16 protein-coding genes are annotated in these 18,058 nt (G+C 67.5%); 10 read left to right on the forward strand and 6 right to left on the reverse strand.

Annotated elements, in window-relative coordinates; translation table 11 throughout:
• The first annotated feature begins 17 nt into the window (after window positions 1-17).
• Window positions 18-899, forward strand: coding sequence for an SMP-30/gluconolactonase/LRE family protein (locus tag ACFQ0P_RS07945; RefSeq protein ID WP_204978108.1), 882 nt, complete (start codon window positions 18-20; stop codon window positions 897-899).
• 32 nt (window positions 900-931) lie between these two features.
• Complete coding sequence (locus ACFQ0P_RS07950; RefSeq protein WP_204978109.1) at window positions 932-2,251, forward strand: flavin monoamine oxidase family protein; 1,320 nt, start codon at window positions 932-934, stop codon at window positions 2,249-2,251.
• Between the two features lie 61 nt (window positions 2,252-2,312).
• Here the strand turns inward: ACFQ0P_RS07950 and ACFQ0P_RS07955 are convergent, their stop codons facing one another.
• Genes ACFQ0P_RS07955 through ACFQ0P_RS07965 form a run of 3 tightly spaced genes read right to left on the reverse strand, consistent with a single transcriptional unit; the run spans window position 2,313 to window position 4,197 of the window.
• Window positions 2,313-2,681, reverse strand: coding sequence for a nuclear transport factor 2 family protein (locus ACFQ0P_RS07955; protein ID WP_204978110.1), 369 nt, complete (start codon window positions 2,679-2,681; stop codon window positions 2,313-2,315).
• A complete protein-coding gene (locus ACFQ0P_RS07960) occupies window positions 2,678-3,076 on the reverse strand; it encodes a cupin domain-containing protein (RefSeq protein ID WP_378771843.1) in 399 nt (132 codons plus the stop codon). Before ACFQ0P_RS07960 ends, ACFQ0P_RS07955 begins: the two co-directional genes overlap by 4 nt.
• Window positions 3,073-4,197 (reverse strand): LLM class flavin-dependent oxidoreductase, encoded by a 1,125-nt coding sequence (locus ACFQ0P_RS07965; protein WP_204978112.1) that lies wholly within the window; start codon window positions 4,195-4,197, stop codon window positions 3,073-3,075. The genes ACFQ0P_RS07960 and ACFQ0P_RS07965 overlap by 4 nt, the downstream gene beginning before the upstream one ends.
• A gap of 197 nt (window positions 4,198-4,394) precedes the next feature.
• On the opposite strand from ACFQ0P_RS07965, the gene ACFQ0P_RS07970 reads away from it, so the two are divergent.
• The 7 genes from ACFQ0P_RS07970 (at window position 4,395) to ACFQ0P_RS08000 (ending at window position 12,485) form a co-directional block, all read left to right on the forward strand.
• Window positions 4,395-5,159 (forward strand): SDR family NAD(P)-dependent oxidoreductase, encoded by a 765-nt coding sequence (locus ACFQ0P_RS07970; protein ID WP_204978113.1) that lies wholly within the window; start codon window positions 4,395-4,397, stop codon window positions 5,157-5,159.
• Window positions 5,160-5,211: 52 nt separating this feature from the next.
• Window positions 5,212-6,810, forward strand: coding sequence for an ABC transporter substrate-binding protein (locus ACFQ0P_RS07975; RefSeq protein WP_204978114.1), 1,599 nt, complete (start codon window positions 5,212-5,214; stop codon window positions 6,808-6,810).
• An 83-nt stretch (window positions 6,811-6,893) separates the two neighbouring features.
• Entirely contained in the window at window positions 6,894-7,844 is a 951-nt protein-coding gene (locus ACFQ0P_RS07980) for an ABC transporter permease (RefSeq protein ID WP_204978115.1), read from the forward strand.
• Window positions 7,845-7,847: 3 nt separating this feature from the next.
• Complete coding sequence (locus ACFQ0P_RS07985) at window positions 7,848-8,798, forward strand: ABC transporter permease (protein WP_204978116.1); 951 nt, start codon at window positions 7,848-7,850, stop codon at window positions 8,796-8,798.
• The gene (locus ACFQ0P_RS07990; RefSeq protein WP_204978117.1) at window positions 8,795-10,603 is read left to right on the forward strand and encodes a dipeptide ABC transporter ATP-binding protein; all 1,809 of its coding nucleotides are present in this window, start codon (window positions 8,795-8,797) and stop codon (window positions 10,601-10,603) included. The genes ACFQ0P_RS07985 and ACFQ0P_RS07990 overlap by 4 nt, the downstream gene beginning before the upstream one ends.
• Window positions 10,603-11,856, forward strand: a complete 1,254-nt coding sequence (gene otnK, locus ACFQ0P_RS07995) for a 3-oxo-tetronate kinase (protein WP_204978118.1) — start codon at window positions 10,603-10,605, stop codon at window positions 11,854-11,856. Before ACFQ0P_RS07990 ends, otnK begins: the two co-directional genes overlap by 1 nt.
• A 26-nt stretch (window positions 11,857-11,882) precedes the next feature.
• Window positions 11,883-12,485 carry a class II aldolase/adducin family protein gene (locus ACFQ0P_RS08000; RefSeq protein ID WP_204978119.1) on the forward strand — a complete coding sequence of 201 codons (603 nt, stop codon included), beginning with the start codon at window positions 11,883-11,885 and terminating at the stop codon, window positions 12,483-12,485.
• Window positions 12,486-12,941: 456 nt separating this feature from the next.
• Here ACFQ0P_RS08000 and ACFQ0P_RS08005 read toward each other — a convergent pair whose 3' ends face one another.
• Window positions 12,942-13,157, reverse strand: coding sequence for a hypothetical protein (locus ACFQ0P_RS08005; protein ID WP_378771849.1), 216 nt, complete (start codon window positions 13,155-13,157; stop codon window positions 12,942-12,944).
• Between the two features lie 272 nt (window positions 13,158-13,429).
• Here ACFQ0P_RS08005 and ACFQ0P_RS08010 point away from each other — a divergent pair, with 272 nt between their 5' ends.
• Window positions 13,430-13,750, forward strand: a complete 321-nt coding sequence (locus ACFQ0P_RS08010) for a hypothetical protein (RefSeq protein ID WP_204978120.1) — start codon at window positions 13,430-13,432, stop codon at window positions 13,748-13,750.
• 7 nt (window positions 13,751-13,757) lie between these two features.
• On the opposite strand, the gene ACFQ0P_RS08015 is transcribed toward ACFQ0P_RS08010, so the two are convergent.
• Window positions 13,758-16,001 carry an AAA family ATPase gene (locus ACFQ0P_RS08015; RefSeq protein ID WP_204978122.1) on the reverse strand — a complete coding sequence of 748 codons (2,244 nt, stop codon included), beginning with the start codon at window positions 15,999-16,001 and terminating at the stop codon, window positions 13,758-13,760.
• 117 nt (window positions 16,002-16,118) lie between these two features.
• On the reverse strand, window positions 16,119-18,038 hold the full coding sequence (locus ACFQ0P_RS08020) for a clostripain-related cysteine peptidase (RefSeq protein WP_204978124.1): 1,920 nt from the start codon (window positions 18,036-18,038) through the stop codon (window positions 16,119-16,121).
• Window positions 18,039-18,058 lie beyond the last annotated feature (20 nt).

Consider the following 18,058-nt stretch of genomic DNA (forward strand, 5'->3'; position numbering starts at 1 on the left):
GCGCAGGAGGAGAACGCATGACTCCATCGGGCTCGGAGACCGTCGACCCCAAGCCCCTCACGACCACCGGCGTTCCGGCGTCGGTGGTCGGCGCGGGTCTGCGGACCGTGGCCGAGGGGCTGCGGCATCCCGAGGCGGTCTGCTGGTCGCCCAGTGAGGAGCTCCTGTACGCGGGCGGCGAGGGAGGCGAGCTCTATCGATTCGGGCTCGCGGATTCTGCGGTCGAGGCGGTGTGCACCGTCCCGGGCGGATCGATGCTCGGCCTTGCGCTCGACGGCGACGGCCGCATCTACGCCTGCGATGTGGGCAACGGCTGCATCCAGCGAGTCGATCAGGGCGGGAGCGCGCAGCAATACGGTGCGCCGATCGCGTATCCCAACTTCCCCGCCTTCGACGGCAAAGGACGACTGTGGGTCTCCGACTCGGGTGATTGGGGTGCCACGAACGGGGGTGTCGTGCGCATCGATCCGGGCGGCGGGACGACACGGGTGATCGACGGCCTTCACTTCGCCAACGGTCTCGCGATCCGCGGCGACTGGCTGTACATCGTGGAGTCGACATGGCCGAGAGTGGTGCGCATCCCTCTCGCGGGCGGTGAGCTGGAGACCGTCGTCGAGTTCGATCGAGCAGTCCCCGATGGACTCGCGTTCGACGCCCACGGTGGGCTGTGGATCGGATGCTGGCAGCCCAATCGGGTCTACCGGCTCACGCCTGCGGGCGACCTCACCGTCGTCGTCGACGACTGGTCGGGCGTCTACGCTCCCACGCCCACCAATGTGGCGTTCGCCGGACGGGATCTCGACATCCTCGCGCTCGCCTCACTGGGCACACTCGTGGTGTCGGCATTCGATCCCGGCGTCGCCGGTGCCCCTCTCCACCGACCCACAGGCTTGGCCTGACATCACACCGACGAGCACGGAGGAACGACACGATGGACGATGAGATCTACGACGCGGTGGTCATCGGCGCCGGATTCGCGGGGCTGACGGCTGCGCGCGACCTCGCGGAACGGGGACAGCGGGTCGTGGTTCTCGAGGCACGGGAGCGCATCGGGGGCCGCACCTGGTACCGGCGATTCGCCGATACGGACTTCTCCATCGAGATGGGCGGCAACTGGCTCGACACCGTCGGGAATCGCGCTCTGATGGCAGAGGTCGAGCGCTACGACGTGCCGCTCACCATGAGCCCAGAGGCCAAGAACCACGTCTCGATCCTGGACGGCGTCAGAAGCACGGCACCGTGCCCGATCAGCCGCAGGGACGAGATCGATCTCCAGCGATTCGTGACCGAGACGGCGCGACAGGTCGCGCGCGTCGACCCGTACCGGCCCCTCGATACCCAGGGAGTCGCCGACCTCGACGTGCCACTGGACGAGTACATCGCGGGGTTCGGTCTCTCCAGGACGTTGACCGAGCTGATGGGCGCGTGGATCCGCCAGGAGACCGGGTGTCACCTGTCGCAGATCTCAGCCCTGCATCTCATGTCCTGGATCCCGCTGCTCGACGACGACGTGCTCGCGATCGGTCACACGCCCACGCACCGATTCGCTGCCGGAACGATCGACCTTCTGCAGCGGATGCTGGACGACTCCGGCGTGGAGCTTCGGTTGTCGACGCCCGTCTCCGCGGTGATCCAGTCCGAGGACCGTGTCGAGGTCCGCACCCACGCAGGGAACGTCGTGCGGGCTCGCGGTGCCGTGATCGCACTTCCCCTCAACTGCATCAACGACCTCGCGTACGACCCGCCCTTGTCTCCGGGCAAAGCTGCCGGCGCGGCGATCGGTCAGTCCGGCGCGGCGAAAAAGCTGTGGGCGCTCGTCGACGGGCTCCCACCGCACCTGCTCGCCATCGGCGAGCACGACGCGCCGATCGACGTGTTCTTCACCGACTACCCGGGCGACGAGACCGACCTCGGCGCCGATCTCGTCGTCGGCTTCTCAACGCAGGAGCGCCCGCTCGACATCCTCGACCGTGAAGACGTCGAGACGGCGATCCGCCGATACGTGCCGGAGGCCACCGTGCGGAAAGTCGATGGCTACGACTGGCTCGCCGACCCCTATTCCAAGGGGACCTGGTGCGCTTCGCCCGCAGGTCTGCTCTCCTCGTACGCGTCTGCGCTCGAGGCGACCGAGGGTCGGCTGGTGTTCGCAGGCTCCGACATCGCGCACGCATTCCGTGGATGGATCGAAGGTGCCGTCGCTACGGGCGGCGTCGCCGCCGAGCGCCTCTCCGCCATCCTCGCCGACGACTGAATCCACAGGAGCGCGGAAGAGGGGCTGGTCGCATCGACCAGCCCCTCCTTGCTCGGCTCCATCACCCCGTGACGGGTACGGGTGCATCCTCGTAGTATCGGACCGCCGTGAAGACCCCGTCCGCGACCTGGACGGCACAGACGCCGTCCAGCGTGCTGCGGCCGCCCTCGGTGTCGATCAGGTGGGCGCGGAATTCGAAGATCGCCGCAGATTCTCCCTTGTCCCACTGATCGAGGATGTCGATCTCGAGGCCGGGGAACGAGCGGTAGAAGTCCTCGGTCATCGCCCGGATCGCATCGTGTCCCTTCTGCGGCGCCCCTCCGGCGGGGTGGAAGACGGCGTCGGGATGGAAGTGCTCGAGCAGGGCGTCGAGGTCGCGCCGGCATTCGGCATCCCACGCCGACTCCTGCAGTTCGCGGGCCGAGGTCATGAGAGGTCTCCTGTCGTGTCGTCGGTCGGGGTGGGGACGTTCCAGATGGTGTAGACCTTGCGCACCGTCTCGCGGATGTCCCACGTCCCGCGCCATCCATCCGGCGCCACGAGCATGACTCCCGGACGGATCTCGTGAACCGTTCCGTCTGCCGTGGTGATCGTGCCTGCGCCGGCGATGAAGTGCATGAGCTCGGTGTCGCCCTGTCGCGCGGACTCGAAGCGCCCCGGGGTGCACTGCCACACCCCGCTGCGACCCCCGGCATCGCGGTGGAGAACGTGGAAGGACTCCGCCGGGGTCCCCGCCAGTATCGGTGTGCGGGCGCGGCCGGAGGGCAACGCCATCGACTCCGGCGACGCCTCGTAGGCGATCGCCGGAATCGTCGCATCGGTCATGCCGCGACCAATGCGCGCGGACCGACGGAGGCGATCTGCGGTGCAACCTCGCGCCCGAGCAGCTCGAGGTGGCGCCGGTATGGCTCCGGGTCCTCGCTGAAGTCGAACGTGAACGACAGCAGCGCGCCGACCCCTCCGAGTGTGTCGTTGAACCGGATGATCTTCTCCACGACGGTGTCGGGCGAGCCGATGAGGAAGAAGTTGTCGACCATCCACTCGATCGTGAGCTCGTCGATCGTCATACCCGGGTCCAGCAGCAACTCGCCGAGGGCGTAGGGCTTGCCACCTCGGTCGCGCACGGCGCGGAACGTCGGCAGGACCAGCTCGTCCCAGGTGCGGCCGGCCGGCCCCTCGAGGAACAGGCGCCGCGCCTCGTCGTCGGTCTCGGCGACGAACACGTCGCGCATCACACGCCAGTTAGCGCGATCGGGGGTGTGGCCTGCCTCGAGCGCGGCCGCCTCGTAGGTCGCCCACTGCTGGCGCAGCGCGACGATGCCGACCTGCTGACTCATAGGCGAGAAGCCGCGTCGCGCGGCATCCACGAAAGTGGGAGACGTCGGCTGGACGCCGGTCATCATCACCTCGGGGTGCGGGCTCTGGAAGGGCCTGAGGTGCGGGCCATTCCACTGCGTCGAGTGGGCGGGCATGTCGACGGTCCAGAACTCGCCCTCGATCCTGAAGGGCTCGCGCTTCGTCCAGATCGCGTCGATGATGTCGAGCGCCTCGTCCATCATCTTGGCGTTTCCGGGGCCGACGCCGAAGAACTGGCCGTCGGTGGGGAAGGACCCGGGAGCGAAGCCGGCGATATAGCGACCTCCGGTCATGTGGTCGAGATACATGAGTCGCGTCGCCAGCGCCATCGGGTTGTGGTACGGCAGCAGGTGCGCTGCCGCTCCCAGTCGAAGGCGAGTGGTCTCACGCGCGGCGGCGGCGATCATGAGATCGGGCGCGGGACTCGGCTCGTGGCCGATCGTGTGGTGCTCGGCGAAGAAGAGCTCGTGCAGGCCGTATTCGTCGGCCCACCGGGCGACCTGGAGATCCCACTCGATCACCTCCCGCAGAGTACGGCGTCCATCGACGTACGCCTGCGCGTACGGAGGGCTGAAGAATCCAAGGTGCATGGCTGAGTCCGATCCCTTCTGCGGTCGTACGTCTCACCATCCGCACCGACGAGTGCGTCCACAATTGGCGCGCACCGCAAACATCCGCCCCTCGGCTGTCGATGCGTACAGGCCTCATATGCAGGTCTAGGCCGCTCGCAACGGTCCATATCGCCGCCTAATGGTGCAACCCGGGGATCGCGGAAAGACTCGCAGCCATGTCGAACAGGCTCGAGAACAGGGTGGCGATCGTCACCGGAGGATCCCAGGGGCAGGGCGCCGCTCACGTGGAGCGGCTCGCCCGTGAAGGCGCCCGCGTGGTCGCCACCGACGTCCTCGATGAACAGGGACAGTCGCTCGCGGAACGGCTCAACGCCGAGGGACTCGAGGTCGTCTACCGTCGCGGCGACGTCTCGTCGGCGGAGGACTGGGCGGCGGTCGTCGAGTCGATCGATCCGCGCTGGGGGCCGGTGAGTGTGCTCGTCAACAACGCAGGCATCGGTTCGCCAGCCGGGGTGAGTGATGTCGACAGGAGCGAGTGGGATCGCGTCGTGTCGATCAACCAGACCGGCATCCTCCTCGGGATGCAAGCGGTCCTGCCGGCGATGATCGAGCGGGGCGCCGGATCCATCATCAACATCGCGTCCTCGTGGGCGCATCGCGGCGGCACCGAGAACGGCGCCATCGCGTACGTCACGACGAAGGCTGCCGTGCTCGGCATCACCCGCAACGCGGCCATGAACCTCGCCCGTCACGGCATCCGCGTGAACTCGATCTCGCCCGGCTATGTCCGTACGGCGCAGATCGAGTTCGCGGAGAAGAACGAGCCGGAGCGGGTGGCAGGCGACGTCGCGAAGATCCCGATGCGACGGATGGCTCGAACGGCCGAGATCGCCAAGGCCGTCGCCTTCCTCGCTTCCGACGATTCGTCGTACATCACCGGCATCGACCTGCTCGTCGACGGCGGACTCAACCTCACGTAAGGGCGCAACGACGCGCCGACCCGGATACGCAAGGACCAGGAGTGTGAAAGTCATGAAGAACCCACGTTTCACCAGACCCCGACGCACCGGCCGCTCACGCGGTGCCAGGACATTGTTCCAGGCGGGGGTGCTCGGCCTCGCCGCCATCACCCTGGCAGCGTGCAGCGGGCAGGCGGGCGCAGGCTCGAGCGAGGGACCCGATGCCACAGGGACTCCCGTGGAGGGCGGCACGCTGCGCGTCGGTGCGACCTCCGGCGGCACGGGCGATTCGCTCGATGCGCAGAATCCGCTCTCCACCATGGACTTCATCCGCGTCGGTGCGCTCTTCGAGCAACTCGTCAAGATGAACGGCGAGACAGGCCAGCCCGAGATGGTTCTCGCCGAGTCGATCGAGCCGAATGAGGATGCCACCGAGTGGACCATCACCCTCAAACCCGACATCACCTTCCACGACGGCTCGGCACTCACCGCCGACGACGTGCTCTTCTCGCTGCGCAGGATCGAGGAGAACGGGTTCCCGGGGCTTGCGACGATGGGCCCGATCGATCTCGCGGGAGCGGAGGTCGTCGACGACGTGACGCTCACCATTCCGTTCACGGCCCCGTACAGCATCTTCGTGGAGGGCCTTTCGGATGTCTTCGCTACGCGGATCGTGCCGGAGGGCTACGACCCCGCGACACCGATCGGCACAGGCCCCTTCGAGTTCGAGTCGTTCACGCCGGGTCAGGAGTCGACCTTCACCAAGTACGACGACTACTGGGAGGACGGCAAGCCGTACCTCGACGAGATCGTCATCACGAACTTCGCCGACGAGACCGCGCAGATCAATGCGCTCCAAGCCGGCCAGGTGGATCTGATCAATCAGCTCTCCGCAGCCTCCGTCGCATCTGTCGAGTCGGCAGGCGGCAAGGTCGTCGTCTCGCAGACACGCGGCTTCGTGCCGATCACGATCCGCGTGGACGAGGAACCCTACAGCGACGCGCGCGTACGGCAGGCGCTGCGGTTGCTTGTCAACCGCGAGGACATGAACGCGCAGGTGTACGGCGGCCTGGGCGCAGTGGGCAACGACGTGTTCGGGGCGATCGACCCCGCGTACGAGGGCGCCGTACCGCAGCGCGAGCAGGACATCGAGGAAGCGAAGTCGCTGCTGGCCGAAGCCGGCTACCCCGATCTCGAGGTCGAGCTGTTCTCGGCACCGATCGGACCGGGTGCCGAAGCCATCGCGAGCGTCTTCGCAACTCAGGCGGCAGAGGCGGGGGTGAATGTGACCGTGCGCAAGCAGGACCCGACGCAGTTCTGGTCCCAGTCGTGGACCCAAGTCCCGGTCGCGCAGAGCTTCTGGAACACGAGCTCGTACCTGACGATGGCACAGCAGGGCATCGCAGAGGGCGCCCCGTTCAACGAGATCCATCAGGCCGATCCAGAGTGGCAGGCCGTGTACGACGAGGCGATCGCCACGGTCGAGCCTGACGCTCGTGCCGAATTGGTGCAGCAGCTCATCCAGTTCGACTACGACCAGGGCGGCTACGTCATCCCGGTGTACTTCCCCGGCATCGAAGGCACCGGTCAGAAGGTGGGCGGGGTCACCGAGAACATCACGGGCATCCCGATCAATGGCGGCAGCTGGCAGAACATCTGGCTCGAGAACTAGCCATGAGCGGGGCGTGGACGACGACATCCAGGACGGCCGCGGCCGCGCGGCGTGAGCCCTCCGGGGCTCACGCTGCGCACCCCGTGCGCGACCTCCTGGTCTGGCGCATCCCCCTGGGCGTGCTGTCGGTGGTCATGGTCGGGGTGCTGACCTACCTCGCAACCCGGGTACTGCCCGGGGACGCGGCATCCGCCGTCCTCGGTCAGTACGCCACACCCGAAGCCCTGGCGGCGTTGCGCGAGGAGCTCGGTCTGAATGAGGCACTCGTACCCGGTCTGCTGTCCTGGTTCGGGGAGTTCGCGACCGGGCAGTTCGGCGATTCGCTGGCGACGCGCGCACCGGTGACGGACCTCGTCCTGCCCCGCCTCGCCAACTCGGCGGTGCTCGTCCTCGTCGTGGCGACGGTCTCGACCGTCGTCGGCGTCGTCGGTGGCGTGCTCGCCGCTCACCGGCGGGACGGGTGGTTCGACGACGCCGGTTCGATCGTCGCGCTGGTGGCCAGCGCGCTGCCCGAGTTCGTGGTCGGCGTCTTCGTGATCTTCGTCTTCTCGGTGGGCGTGTTCGAGTGGTTCCCCGCTGTCTCGATCATCCCGCCGGACCAGCGCATCTGGGATCAGCCGATCAAGCTCGTCCTGCCCGCTCTGACCCTGGTCATCGTGACCGCGCCGTATATGTTCCGCATGGTGCGCGCGGCGATGATCGAAGCGCTCACCAGCGACTACGCGGAGGTTGCGCAGCTCAAGGGCGTCAGCACGGGCGGGCTGCTGTTTCGCCACGCCCTCCCGAATTCGATCCCGCCGGCGGTGCAGGTCTTCGGCCTGAACCTCCTGTACCTCGCGGGCGGCATCGTGCTCGTCGAGACGGTCTTCCAATACCCAGGCATCGGACTGACCCTGGCCGACGCCGTGCGAACCCGGGACATCCCGGTGCTGCAGTTCATCGTCGTTCTTCTTGCCGTCTTCTATGTGACGCTCAACATCGTCACCGACCTGCTCGTGCTTCTCTCCACCCCCCGCCGCCGCGCCCCGAGGTGAACCATGTCCACTGCATCCGTCGCCGTCGTCGTGAACGCCCCCGCGCGTAAGCCGAGCAAGAACGTGGGCGCGGTGCGCCGGGTTCTCGGCACCGCCCTGCGTACCCGCCGGGGGGTGGTCGGCGCGGGCCTTGCGCTGGTCGTCCTCGCCGTGGCGTTCCTCGGTCCTCTCTCGCCCGCCTCCCCGACTGCTTTCGTCGCGCCGCCCTTCACACCGCCCTTCACCAATGGGTCCGGGCTACTGGGCACAGACGTGCTCGGGCGCAGTGTGCTCGACCGTGTCTTCCACGGCGGCTGGAGCCTCATGCTGCTCTCGTTCGCCGCGACCCTCGTGGCCGTGGGCATCGGAGCCGTGATCGGGGTGGTGGCCGCCTACCGACGCGGCTTCGTGGAGAACCTGCTCATGCGGGGCGTGGATGTCGTGCTCGCTATCCCACAGCTCGTGTTCTCACTCCTGCTCCTCAGCCTGATCGGACCCCAGTGGTGGCTTCTCATCCTGGCGGTGGGGCTGTCGCAAGCTCCGCAGACTGCACGCGTGATCTATGGCGCAGCTCAGTCGGTCGTCGAGAAGGACTTCGTGAAGGCCGTCGCCGTGTGGGGGGTCCCAGCTCGGACCATCCTCACCAAGCACGTCCTGCCGAACCTCACGACGCCCCTCATGGTCGAACTCGGTCTCCGGCTCAGCTACTCCATCGTCCTCATCGCCGGCTTGAGCTTCCTCGGGTTCGGCGCACCTCCGCCGGCGCCCGACTGGGGAGTGATGGTCAACGAGAACCGCATCGGCCTCGGCGCCAACCCCTGGGGTGTGCTGGCGCCCGCGATTCTGCTCGCGCTGCTCGCCGTCGGTACGAACACGTTCGCAGACGCCATCGCGCGCGCCAACCTCGGTGAGACGCGTGGCGAGGACGCCGTGCTCGCCTCCGCCCCCAATTCCACCCCCGAGGAGTCGAAGTGATCGATGGCAACCCGCAGACGGGCGCGCCGCGGGTCCGCGTCGACGGACTCGGGATCGTCCTCAGCCGTTCTCGCACGCCCGTCGTGGAGGACGTGTCGTTCTCCGTCGGCCCCGCAAAGGTGATGGGTCTGGTCGGCGAGTCCGGTTCGGGCAAGAGCACGGTCGCGCTCTCCCTTCTCGGCTACGCGCGGCGCGGCCTCACGATCGCCTCCGGCACCGTCGACATCGCCGGAACGAGCGTTCTCGACCTGTCGGGCACCGCGCTGCGCAGAGCTCGGGGGACTCTGGTTTCGTACGTGCCCCAGGATCCCGCGAGTGGGCTCAACCCCGCACTCACGCTCGGCTTCCAGCTCAGCGAAGCCATGCGCGTCCATGACGATGGCACGGCGACGGACTCGATGGACGTTCGCGTGGCCGCGCTTCTCGATGATGTTCGTCTGCACGCCACGGCCGAGCTCCTCGGCAGCTATCCCCATCAGGTGTCTGGAGGACAGGCCCAACGCATCGCGATCGCCATGGCGTTCGCATGCCGGCCCCGGCTGGTCGTGCTCGATGAGCCGACCACGGGCCTGGACGTGACGACCCAGCGCCACGTCCTTGAGACGATCAGGCGGCTCGCCACGACTCACGACACGAGCGCTGTCTACGTGAGTCACGATCTGCCGGTCGTCGCGGAGATCGCCGACGACGTGGCGGTCATGTACGCGGGACGCTTGGTGGAGCATGCTCCGGCTCGTGTCGTCTTCGGGGGAGCGCGGCATCCCTATACCGCCGGTCTTCTCCGGGCCGCACCGACGCCGGAGCGCGCCGGTGTGCTCGTGGGCATCGAGGGTCGCCCGCCGCGGCCGGGTCGCTGGCCCTCGGGGTGCGCCTTCGCGGATCGTTGTCCCAGAGTCACGCCCGAATGCCGTGAAGCTGTTCCCGCTCTGGCGCTCGTCGGGCCAGACCACGTCGCCCGCTGCATCCATCCGGTCGAGCGGACCGAGTCCCCTGCGCCGATTGCTCTCGTGACGCCTCGTCCTGTCGCGGCAGCGGCGAGCGCAGGTGATCTCGAGCTGAACGGACTCGACGCCTGGTACGGGGCGAAAAAGGCTCTGCACGGCGTGAAGTTCACCGTTGCTTCGGGAACGTGCGTGGGGGTGGTGGGCGAGTCCGGCTCCGGCAAGACGACCCTCGCACGCTGCCTCGCCGGCCTGCATCCTTCCTGGGGCGGCCCCGTGGCCTTCGATGGCACGTCGCTCGATCCCCGAGTTCAGCGACGCAGCCTCGACCAGCGGCGCCGCATCCAATACATCTTCCAGAACCCACACGCCTCGCTCAACCCGCGCCTGACCGTGGGCGAGAACATCGAGGTCCCACTTCAGTACTTCGAGCACCTGAACAGAATCGACCGCCGACGCAAGGTGGCCGAGGTGCTCGACCAGGTTGCGCTCGGCGCTGACCTCGCCAACCGGATGCCGGAGCAGCTCTCCGGAGGAGAGCGCCAGCGCGTCGCGGTCGCTCGCGCACTCATCGTGGATCCGGAGCTGCTGATCTGTGACGAGATCACCTCCGCACTGGATGTCTCCGTGCAGGCACTGGTCATCGAGCAGCTCCGTGAGCTGCAGCGTGAGCGCGGTCTCACGATGGTCTTCATCACCCACAACGTCGCCGTCGTCCGCAGTATCGCGCAGGATGTCGTCGTCCTGGAGCAGGGGCGCGTCGTGGAGGCCGGTCCCACGGAAATGGTGCTGAACCGGCCGGAGCACCCCTACACGCAGCAGCTCATGCGTGACCTGCCGCGCTTCGCGGATGCGGTGGCGTGATGGCCGCACGAACTGCACCCATCGGGTTCATCGCCGACGACATCACCGGTGCCACGGATCTCGCGAGTGCACTCGCCGGCCGAGGGATCGACACCCGACTGGTGTTCGGGAGCGCTGCGATGCCCGCGGACGGCGGGGAGGCGATCGTCGTCGCCCTGAAGATCCGAAGCATCCCGGCCTCCGAGGCGCGGGACGCGGCGTTGCGCGCTGCGCATGCCCTGCGCGCCGCCGGGGTGACGCAGTTCTTCTCGAAGTACTGCAGCACATTCGACTCGACGGTGGACGGCAACATCGGCCCGATCGCCGACGCTCTTGCTGAGCTGGCGGGTGCCCGGCGAGTGCTGCACTGCCCTGCGTACCCCGCGAACATGCGCACCGTTTACATGAGCCACCTGTTCGTGGGTGCCGAGCTCCTCTCGGAATCCTCCATGAGGAATCACCCCCTGAACCCGATGCGCGATTCGCAGCTGGTCCGTGTGCTTGCGTCCCAGACCCCACACCACGTGGGGGCCGTGCCGTGGACAGTGGTCAATGCGGGACCGGATGCCCTGGCGGCGCAGTTGCCGCGCGCCACAGGCGAGGAGGTGGAGATTCAGCACCTGATCGCAGATGCGGTGAGCGAGACCGATCTCGACACCCTCGCCGCCGCCGTGGCGAGCGACTATCTTGCCGCGGGGAGCGCGCCGTTCGGCGCTGCTTTCGCAGTCGCGGCACTCGCCAGAGAAGGGGCGGCGAGTCCGTCTGCGTCCGCTCGGGAGCGAGTGCCCCCCGGGCCGACGGCAATCCTCGCGGGAAGCCTCTCCCGAGCCACCGCGGAGCAGGTGAAGGCGTTCGACGGGAGGGCTGTGGTGCTTCACCTCGATGATGTGCGGGACGCTGCCGCGGTCGAGCGCGCCCTGGAGGCGGTGGTTCCCGCGCTGGGACAGCACCCGCTGCTGATCGCGATTGAGCACAACGAAGATCACGAGGGGCCGACGGGCGGGTCCCCGGAACTCTCCGCGCGGATCGAGCAGACGATGGGACGGCTGGGTGCGGGTCTCGTCAAGGTCGGCGTTCGCCGCCTGATCGTGGCGGGCGGTGAGACGTCCGGCGCTGTCGCGGCGGCACTCGATCTTCGGTCCGCACGGATCGGGCCTGACATCAGCGTCGGCGTGCCCTGGATCGTTACGGAGGATCTCTCGATCGCTTTCAAATCGGGCAACTTCGGGGGGCCGCACTTCTTTCAGGACGCCCTCGAGGTCGCAGATTCGTGACATTCAACGATGCCGACCGAGCACACATGGTGCAGCTGGGCGCTGCGCTTTACGACCGCGGGCTCACACCAGGGCGCACTGGCAACCTCAGTGTGCGCAACGGCGACCAGATCATGATCACCCCGACGAACGTGAGCCTCGGCCGCCTCGAGCCATCCCGCCTCTCCGTCGTATCAATCGGCGGCGACCACATCTCGGGGGACCCGTCGTCGAAAGAGGTCGTCCTTCATCGAGCCCTCTATATCGCGCACCCAGAATGCATGGCGGTCGCGCACCTGCACTCGACATCGGCCGTCGCCGTCTCCTGCCTCCCTGACCTGCCAGATGAAGACGCGCTACCGCCGATCACGCCGTACTACGTGATGCGCGTAGGCCGCCTGCGGGTGGTCGACTACGCGATGCCCGGGAGCGCTGCGCTCACGGTCGGCGTGGCGCACGCTGCAGCGGATTCGCGTGCACTGCTCCTGCGAAACCACGGATCGCTCGCCGCCGCACCGACGCTCGAAGGCGCCGTCGACGCTGTCGAGGAGATCGAGGAGAGCGCCCGCCTCCACCTGCTGCTGGATGGCCGCTCGCCCCGTTGCCTGACGAGTGAGGACGTTTCGGAGCTGCGGGAGCGACCGTCCTAGCGGAACCAGGCATGCTTCGTGCTGGGGGCGCGGGCTCCGCGGCGGTGCTGTCGCTCTACTCGTTGGCAAACCGAGGTCCGTGTCTGGCACTGTGTCCAGGGAACGACCCGCATGACCAGGTGGCTTGACGCGCTCAGCTCTGGGCGGGTTGCAGCATGGAGGCTCGCAAGTCGATCGCGGTTGGGTCACTCCGCGTCCAGTGGGAACATCCGCGGGAACAGACGGAGTGAAACGAGTGTGACTCGATCGTGTCCCTGAGGCTTCCGAGTGTTGATTTCATGCGGTTCTGAGAACTCATGTGATCCCTGTGACCACATCCGGTATGGGTTCAAATCCCACCGTCACCGCCACGTCGAAGCCCCGCGAACCCTGGGAAACACTGGGATCGCGGGGCTCTCTTCTTGCCCGAGACGGCGCCGTGAGAGCAATTCGAGAACAAACATTTCCGGCGGCGGATCAAGGCTGCGTGGGCGGATCGAGGTTGCGGTCGTGCAAACTGACGCCGCTGAGGCGTTGCTGGGTGTCCTCAATACGTGCCGACTTCGCCTTGGCGATGACGTCGAGAGTCATCCGGGCAGACGTGTGTCCGAGCATTCGTTGGATCGTCTTGACGTGCGCTCTGGACTGAACGGAAAGAGATGCCGCGGTGTGGCGCAGGTCGGGGATCGTCATTCGTGGCGGATGCGCCGAGTTCACCGCGGTTGCGAACCACGACTCGGAGCCTCGACTGTCGCGAACTCGCTTCATGTTGCTCCCCGTCGCGCGCAGGGAACACGAGGTCATCGGCTTGGCCGCTGGCGGTGACGAGGTGACGACACGGCCCCTGCGCGTTCGGCCACTCTCCATGGCGAATGGTGAGCTTTCATGCGATCTGAGTGGTGCGGATGAGTTCGAACTCGGGCCAGGGTGGAGTCGGCCTGTCAGCGGCGGAGGAAGCAGGTGTCGTGGAGGACGCAGAACGTTTGCGCCGACTCAGCGTCAATGACGCCGCGCTGTTCTCGTCAGCGGAGTCGGAGCAGGGCTCGAGAGCGCTCACCAAGTCGCAGTGTCTCGCCCGTGTCAGCGCGCTCATCGCGCTTTCAGGACCCAGTGCATCGGTGATGAGCGAGGTGGACGCGGCAGTGAGCGCCGGAGCTCGCAGCGCCGACTTCATCGCCCTGCTCGACGCGATCCTGCCGTTGGTCGGGCGACCGAGGATCGTCGCAGCCGCACCCAAGATCGCGCTGGCACTGGGCTACGACACGGAGCTCGGGTGGGACGAGTGACGTCGAGTCACTCCCCGAGGAGTCCCAGCTGCAACGCCTGTTCGACTGCTCCACTGCGCGACCCCACCCCGAGCTTCCGGTAGATCGACGCGATCTCCGTCCGGGCGGTGTTGTGCGAGATGAAGAGGCGCTGCCCGATCTCCCGAATGGTGAGGTGCGTCTGAAGGTACGGAAGGATGCGCATCTCCGCAGGACTGAGGGGAACGGTCGAGACAGATCCCGGGCCGGAGGCTTCGATTCGACTCCGGAACGTGTGTATCTCTCCCCTCAAGGCGCCGACATCGGGGGAGCGGCTGAGCAGCTCATCGATCTCATGCACGAGATGCATCGCTGCGCCGCGGTCACCGAGCTCGAAGTAGCAGTTCGCGAGCTGCAGCCGCACCTTCATCGCGAGGTAGGGCATGACGTGGGTGCACTGAACCCGCGCACGCATGCCACGGGCCAGGAGCCGATGCGCCGCATCCCGCTCACCTGCGTGCGCCGCGATGCGCGCACTGACGGCCGTCGCGAGCCCCGTCGTCGCGTAGCCCTCCATGTGGTTGAGATCGATTGCCTTCTGCGCTGCCGCAGCGTGAATCGCAGCCGTCCCCCATTCGCCCTGCGCGACGTCGAGCATGGCGAGTTCGGCCTCGCTGAGAATTTCGGAGTCTGCGTTTCCCATCTGGACAGCGCACGCGCTCGCGTCCTCGAATGCCCGGCGCGCCCGAGCGGTATCGCCAGCAAGAAGGAGGGCCGCGCCGTGCAAGTGGAGGGCCTGATCGCGCCACGGGCTCCACGCCGGCTCATGCTCGACGGAGAATCGGGCATCCCGCAACACCTGCTCGGATCCGCCCACCCCCATCGCCGCGCGCACCATCGCTCGCGCCGAGTCGAAGGAGATCTGCTCCTCATGGGGAGCGTCGGCAAGCCGGATCCGTTCGAGGACGGCTGCCCATCTCTCCGACGCAGGAGACTTCCCCTGCAGGATCGCCGTCCAGGCGGCGATCACAGCGACTGGCGGGTGACTCTCGACGACGGCGTCTCCCAGCTCATCGAGCCAGCGCTCGATTCTCGACACTTCGCCGCGCTGGTATGTCGGCAGAGCGAACTCGGCGACCAGGGACGGTGAGCGGACCCGGTCACCGGCAGCGAGCAGGTGCTCGATCGCGGGGCCTGTTAGCCCGGCCTGCTCGAGCCAGGACGCGGCCCGCTTGTGGAGGGCCGGGACGATCGATGGGGCTGTCTGCTCCAGCTCGTTCATGAGGAACTCGCGGAACAGAGCGTGGTAGCGGAACCAGCGGCGCCGCCGATCGAGCGGGATGAGGAAGAGATTGAGTCTCTCGAGCTCTCGCAGCATCGCCTGGGAGTCGCTCGTCTCCCGCACCGCGTCGCACAGCGCGGGTGACAGATCATCGAGCAGCGAGGTCTCGCGGAGGAAGGCCTGCAGTTCTGGCGCCAGTTGTGCGAGGCACTCGCGGTAGAGATAGTCGGACAGGAGCTTGTCGTCACCGCGGAGGCCAGGGGTGGACGTCTGGTCCGTGTCTCCGATGAGTGCGGAGAGGAAGAGCCCCGCGGGCCATCCTTCGCAGCGTTCGAGGCTACGCTCGAGTTCCTCGTCGCTCGCGTCCGAGTTCGCGGTTCGGTAGATGATCCTGGCGCCGTGCAGATCGATCCTCAGGTCTTCGGGTCCGACCTCGGTCACGCGGCCGCCCACGTGCAACCGCGCGAGATAGTCCGGCAGATTGCGGCTCGCGAGGACAACCTGAGACCCGGTAGGAATTGCCGCCAGAACCACCTCGAGCGCATCCCGGCATTCGGGGGAGCCGGCGAGATGAATGTCGTCGAGGAAGAGGACGAACGGCTCCTCGGTCATGGCGAGCGCAGAGGCGAGCATGGGCGCCGAACGGCCCAGCATCGTCGGTCCCACCCCTCGCATCTCGGCCGCGACCCGCGCCACCCTTGGGGCGATCGGCCCGGCCGCTGCGGCGAGGAGCGACAGCAACGATGCCGGATCGTCGTCGAAGCGGTCGACTGCCGCCCACGCAACCTGGCGGTTCTCCGCAGCCGCCCACTCTGCGAGCAGCGTGGACTTGCCGTAGCCTGCCGGCGCGGTCACCGCGACGACCGGGGAACCTCCCGTTCGCAAGCGGTCGATGAGCTCGATTCGGCTGGCGATGTCCGCCCGAGGCGCCGGCGGGAGGAGCTTGCCCTGTATCAGCGAGTCGTCTGCATCCAGGTCGCGGTACCCGTCGCCCAGTGCTGATACCCCCACATCTGCATGCTAGGGGGCTCGCACCCGCCCTCCAACTCGCCTCCGGGACGGTGACTGTCGCCGGGGCGCCACCGCTTCATGCTGCGTGCGCACACTGTTGCGGGCGACGGACTCGCTTCACTCGGCAGTGACGGCGAAGACCGCGTAGTCGCCCGTGCCTGCGTAGTCGCGCACCGAGACGTCGAGTGCGAGCTCGGTGCCCGGCTCCACTGTCTCGATGAGGTACTCGAGGTTCTCGATGTCTGCCCAGATGCCGATGTCGCCGGTGCGCTCGTAAACCCACTCGCCCTCGGCGGTCGAGACGAGGGCGACCGGGAAGAGCAGACCATCGGGGTCGGGGTCGAAGGCCCCGAGCGTGCCGCCCGCGTCGCGCGCGAACAGGTCCTCTTCCAGAATGGTGCCGTCGTCGTCGAGGACGATGGACAGCAGGGCGTCCTCGAACTCGTCCGGGTCGTCGCCCGGCGCGACGTAGTCGAGGGGGATGTCGATCACCGTGTGGCCGGTGCCGGGGTCGATGCCGATGCTCTGGTACACAAGATGCTCGTCCTCGCCGTCGCCGATGAGCATGTACGTGAGGTCGTAATCCGCCTGGATGCCGACGTGCCCGTCCTGCTCCACGATCTCTGCGGGCATCTCGAGCGCGTACACCGAGTCGCCGTCGCGTTCGAATCCGACGGCGACCGATGCCTCGACCACTGACTCGTCCGTCCCACCTTCGAGGGGGACGAACACGCTGAGACCGTCCTCCCCGAAGCTCGCCTCCAGCGTCGCATCGTCGTCGAAGACCGCGCGGGACGCGTCGTCGAGCAGTGCTCCGCTGGTGAAGAACTCCGCGAGCGTCGCCGGCCACGTCGGCACTCCCTCGAGTGCGAGGTAGTCGTCGTAGAAGTAGCTCTGCAGCGGCGGGAAGTAGATCGACAGACCCGTCGACTCGGATGTCGCGGGGCCCGCGACGTGCTCGACCACCATCGCGTCCAACGCGTCGATCGCTGCCGTCGCCCGCGCGGCCAGTTCGCCGTCGCCGCTCTCGGCGAGGTTCGTGAGGAACCCTCCGAGGTCGATCTGGTACGTGCTGTATGCGGGATCGGGGTCGCGACCGAACTCCAGCACGTCCTGCTGCGCCGATGCCAGCTCGGGGGTGTACGCACCCGGGTCGTCGATGTACGCGTCGGCGACGTCGCTCATCGCGGCTTGCAGGTCGGCGACTCCGGCGAGGTCGAGGATGCCGAGCGTGATGTCGGACTCGGTCCCTTCTTCGACCGCCTGCTCCGAGTACCCCTCGAGCATCGCAGAGGCGAGCGTAGGAGCATCCGTCTCGGGGTCGTCCTGCAGGACGGCGAGCTGCCCGTAGTTCCAGCCGTGGCCGGGCTCGACCTCCTCGGAGGCGACCATGTAATCGGCGTAGGGCGCGAGCGTGCTCGCCACCTCGTAGGTCGCCATGAGGCACGCGTCGAAGCCGATCATGTCGAGCTTGTCGACGCCGGTCGCGGCCAGCCCCGCATCGATGCCCGCGGCGATCTCATCGAGCTCGAGCGGGTCCTCGCCGTCGGTCTCGTCGGCGCCCATGCCCAACCAGCCGCCGCCGTGGTCCCACAGCAGCAGTGCGTAGTTCTCGGCCGGATACTCGGTGACGGCCGTCTCGACGAAGCTCGCGAGCGTCTCGGGGTCACCGGTGTTGAGCTCGCCGAGGTCGGCGAGCTCGACGAACTCGTCCTGCTGCACCTCGAAGAGCTTCGTGTCCTCCCAGTCGTCCAGGTTGAGCACGCCGTCCGAGGAGTAGTCGGGGCTGCGGTCCACCATCGCGACGACGTTGAGCTCGTCGCTCGATCCGACCGCGGCCATCTCGGTCAGGTCATCGAGCGCGTACGGCTCGAGATTCGTGTCCCCCATCATGTAGACGAGGAAGGTCCAGGATGCCTCCGCCTCGGGTTCGTCGTCCGGTTCGGCCGCGCCGGTCTGAGCGATGAACAGAGCGGTCAGAGCGACGATCGCGATCAGCGGGATCACGACGAGCCACATGAATCGTTCCGGCTTCACTCCTGCTCCTCCCGAGCGGC

It is taken from the genome of Microbacterium insulae (genome assembly GCF_042677065.1).
In the GTDB taxonomy this organism is placed as follows: Bacteria; Actinomycetota; Actinomycetes; order Actinomycetales; family Microbacteriaceae; genus Microbacterium; species Microbacterium insulae.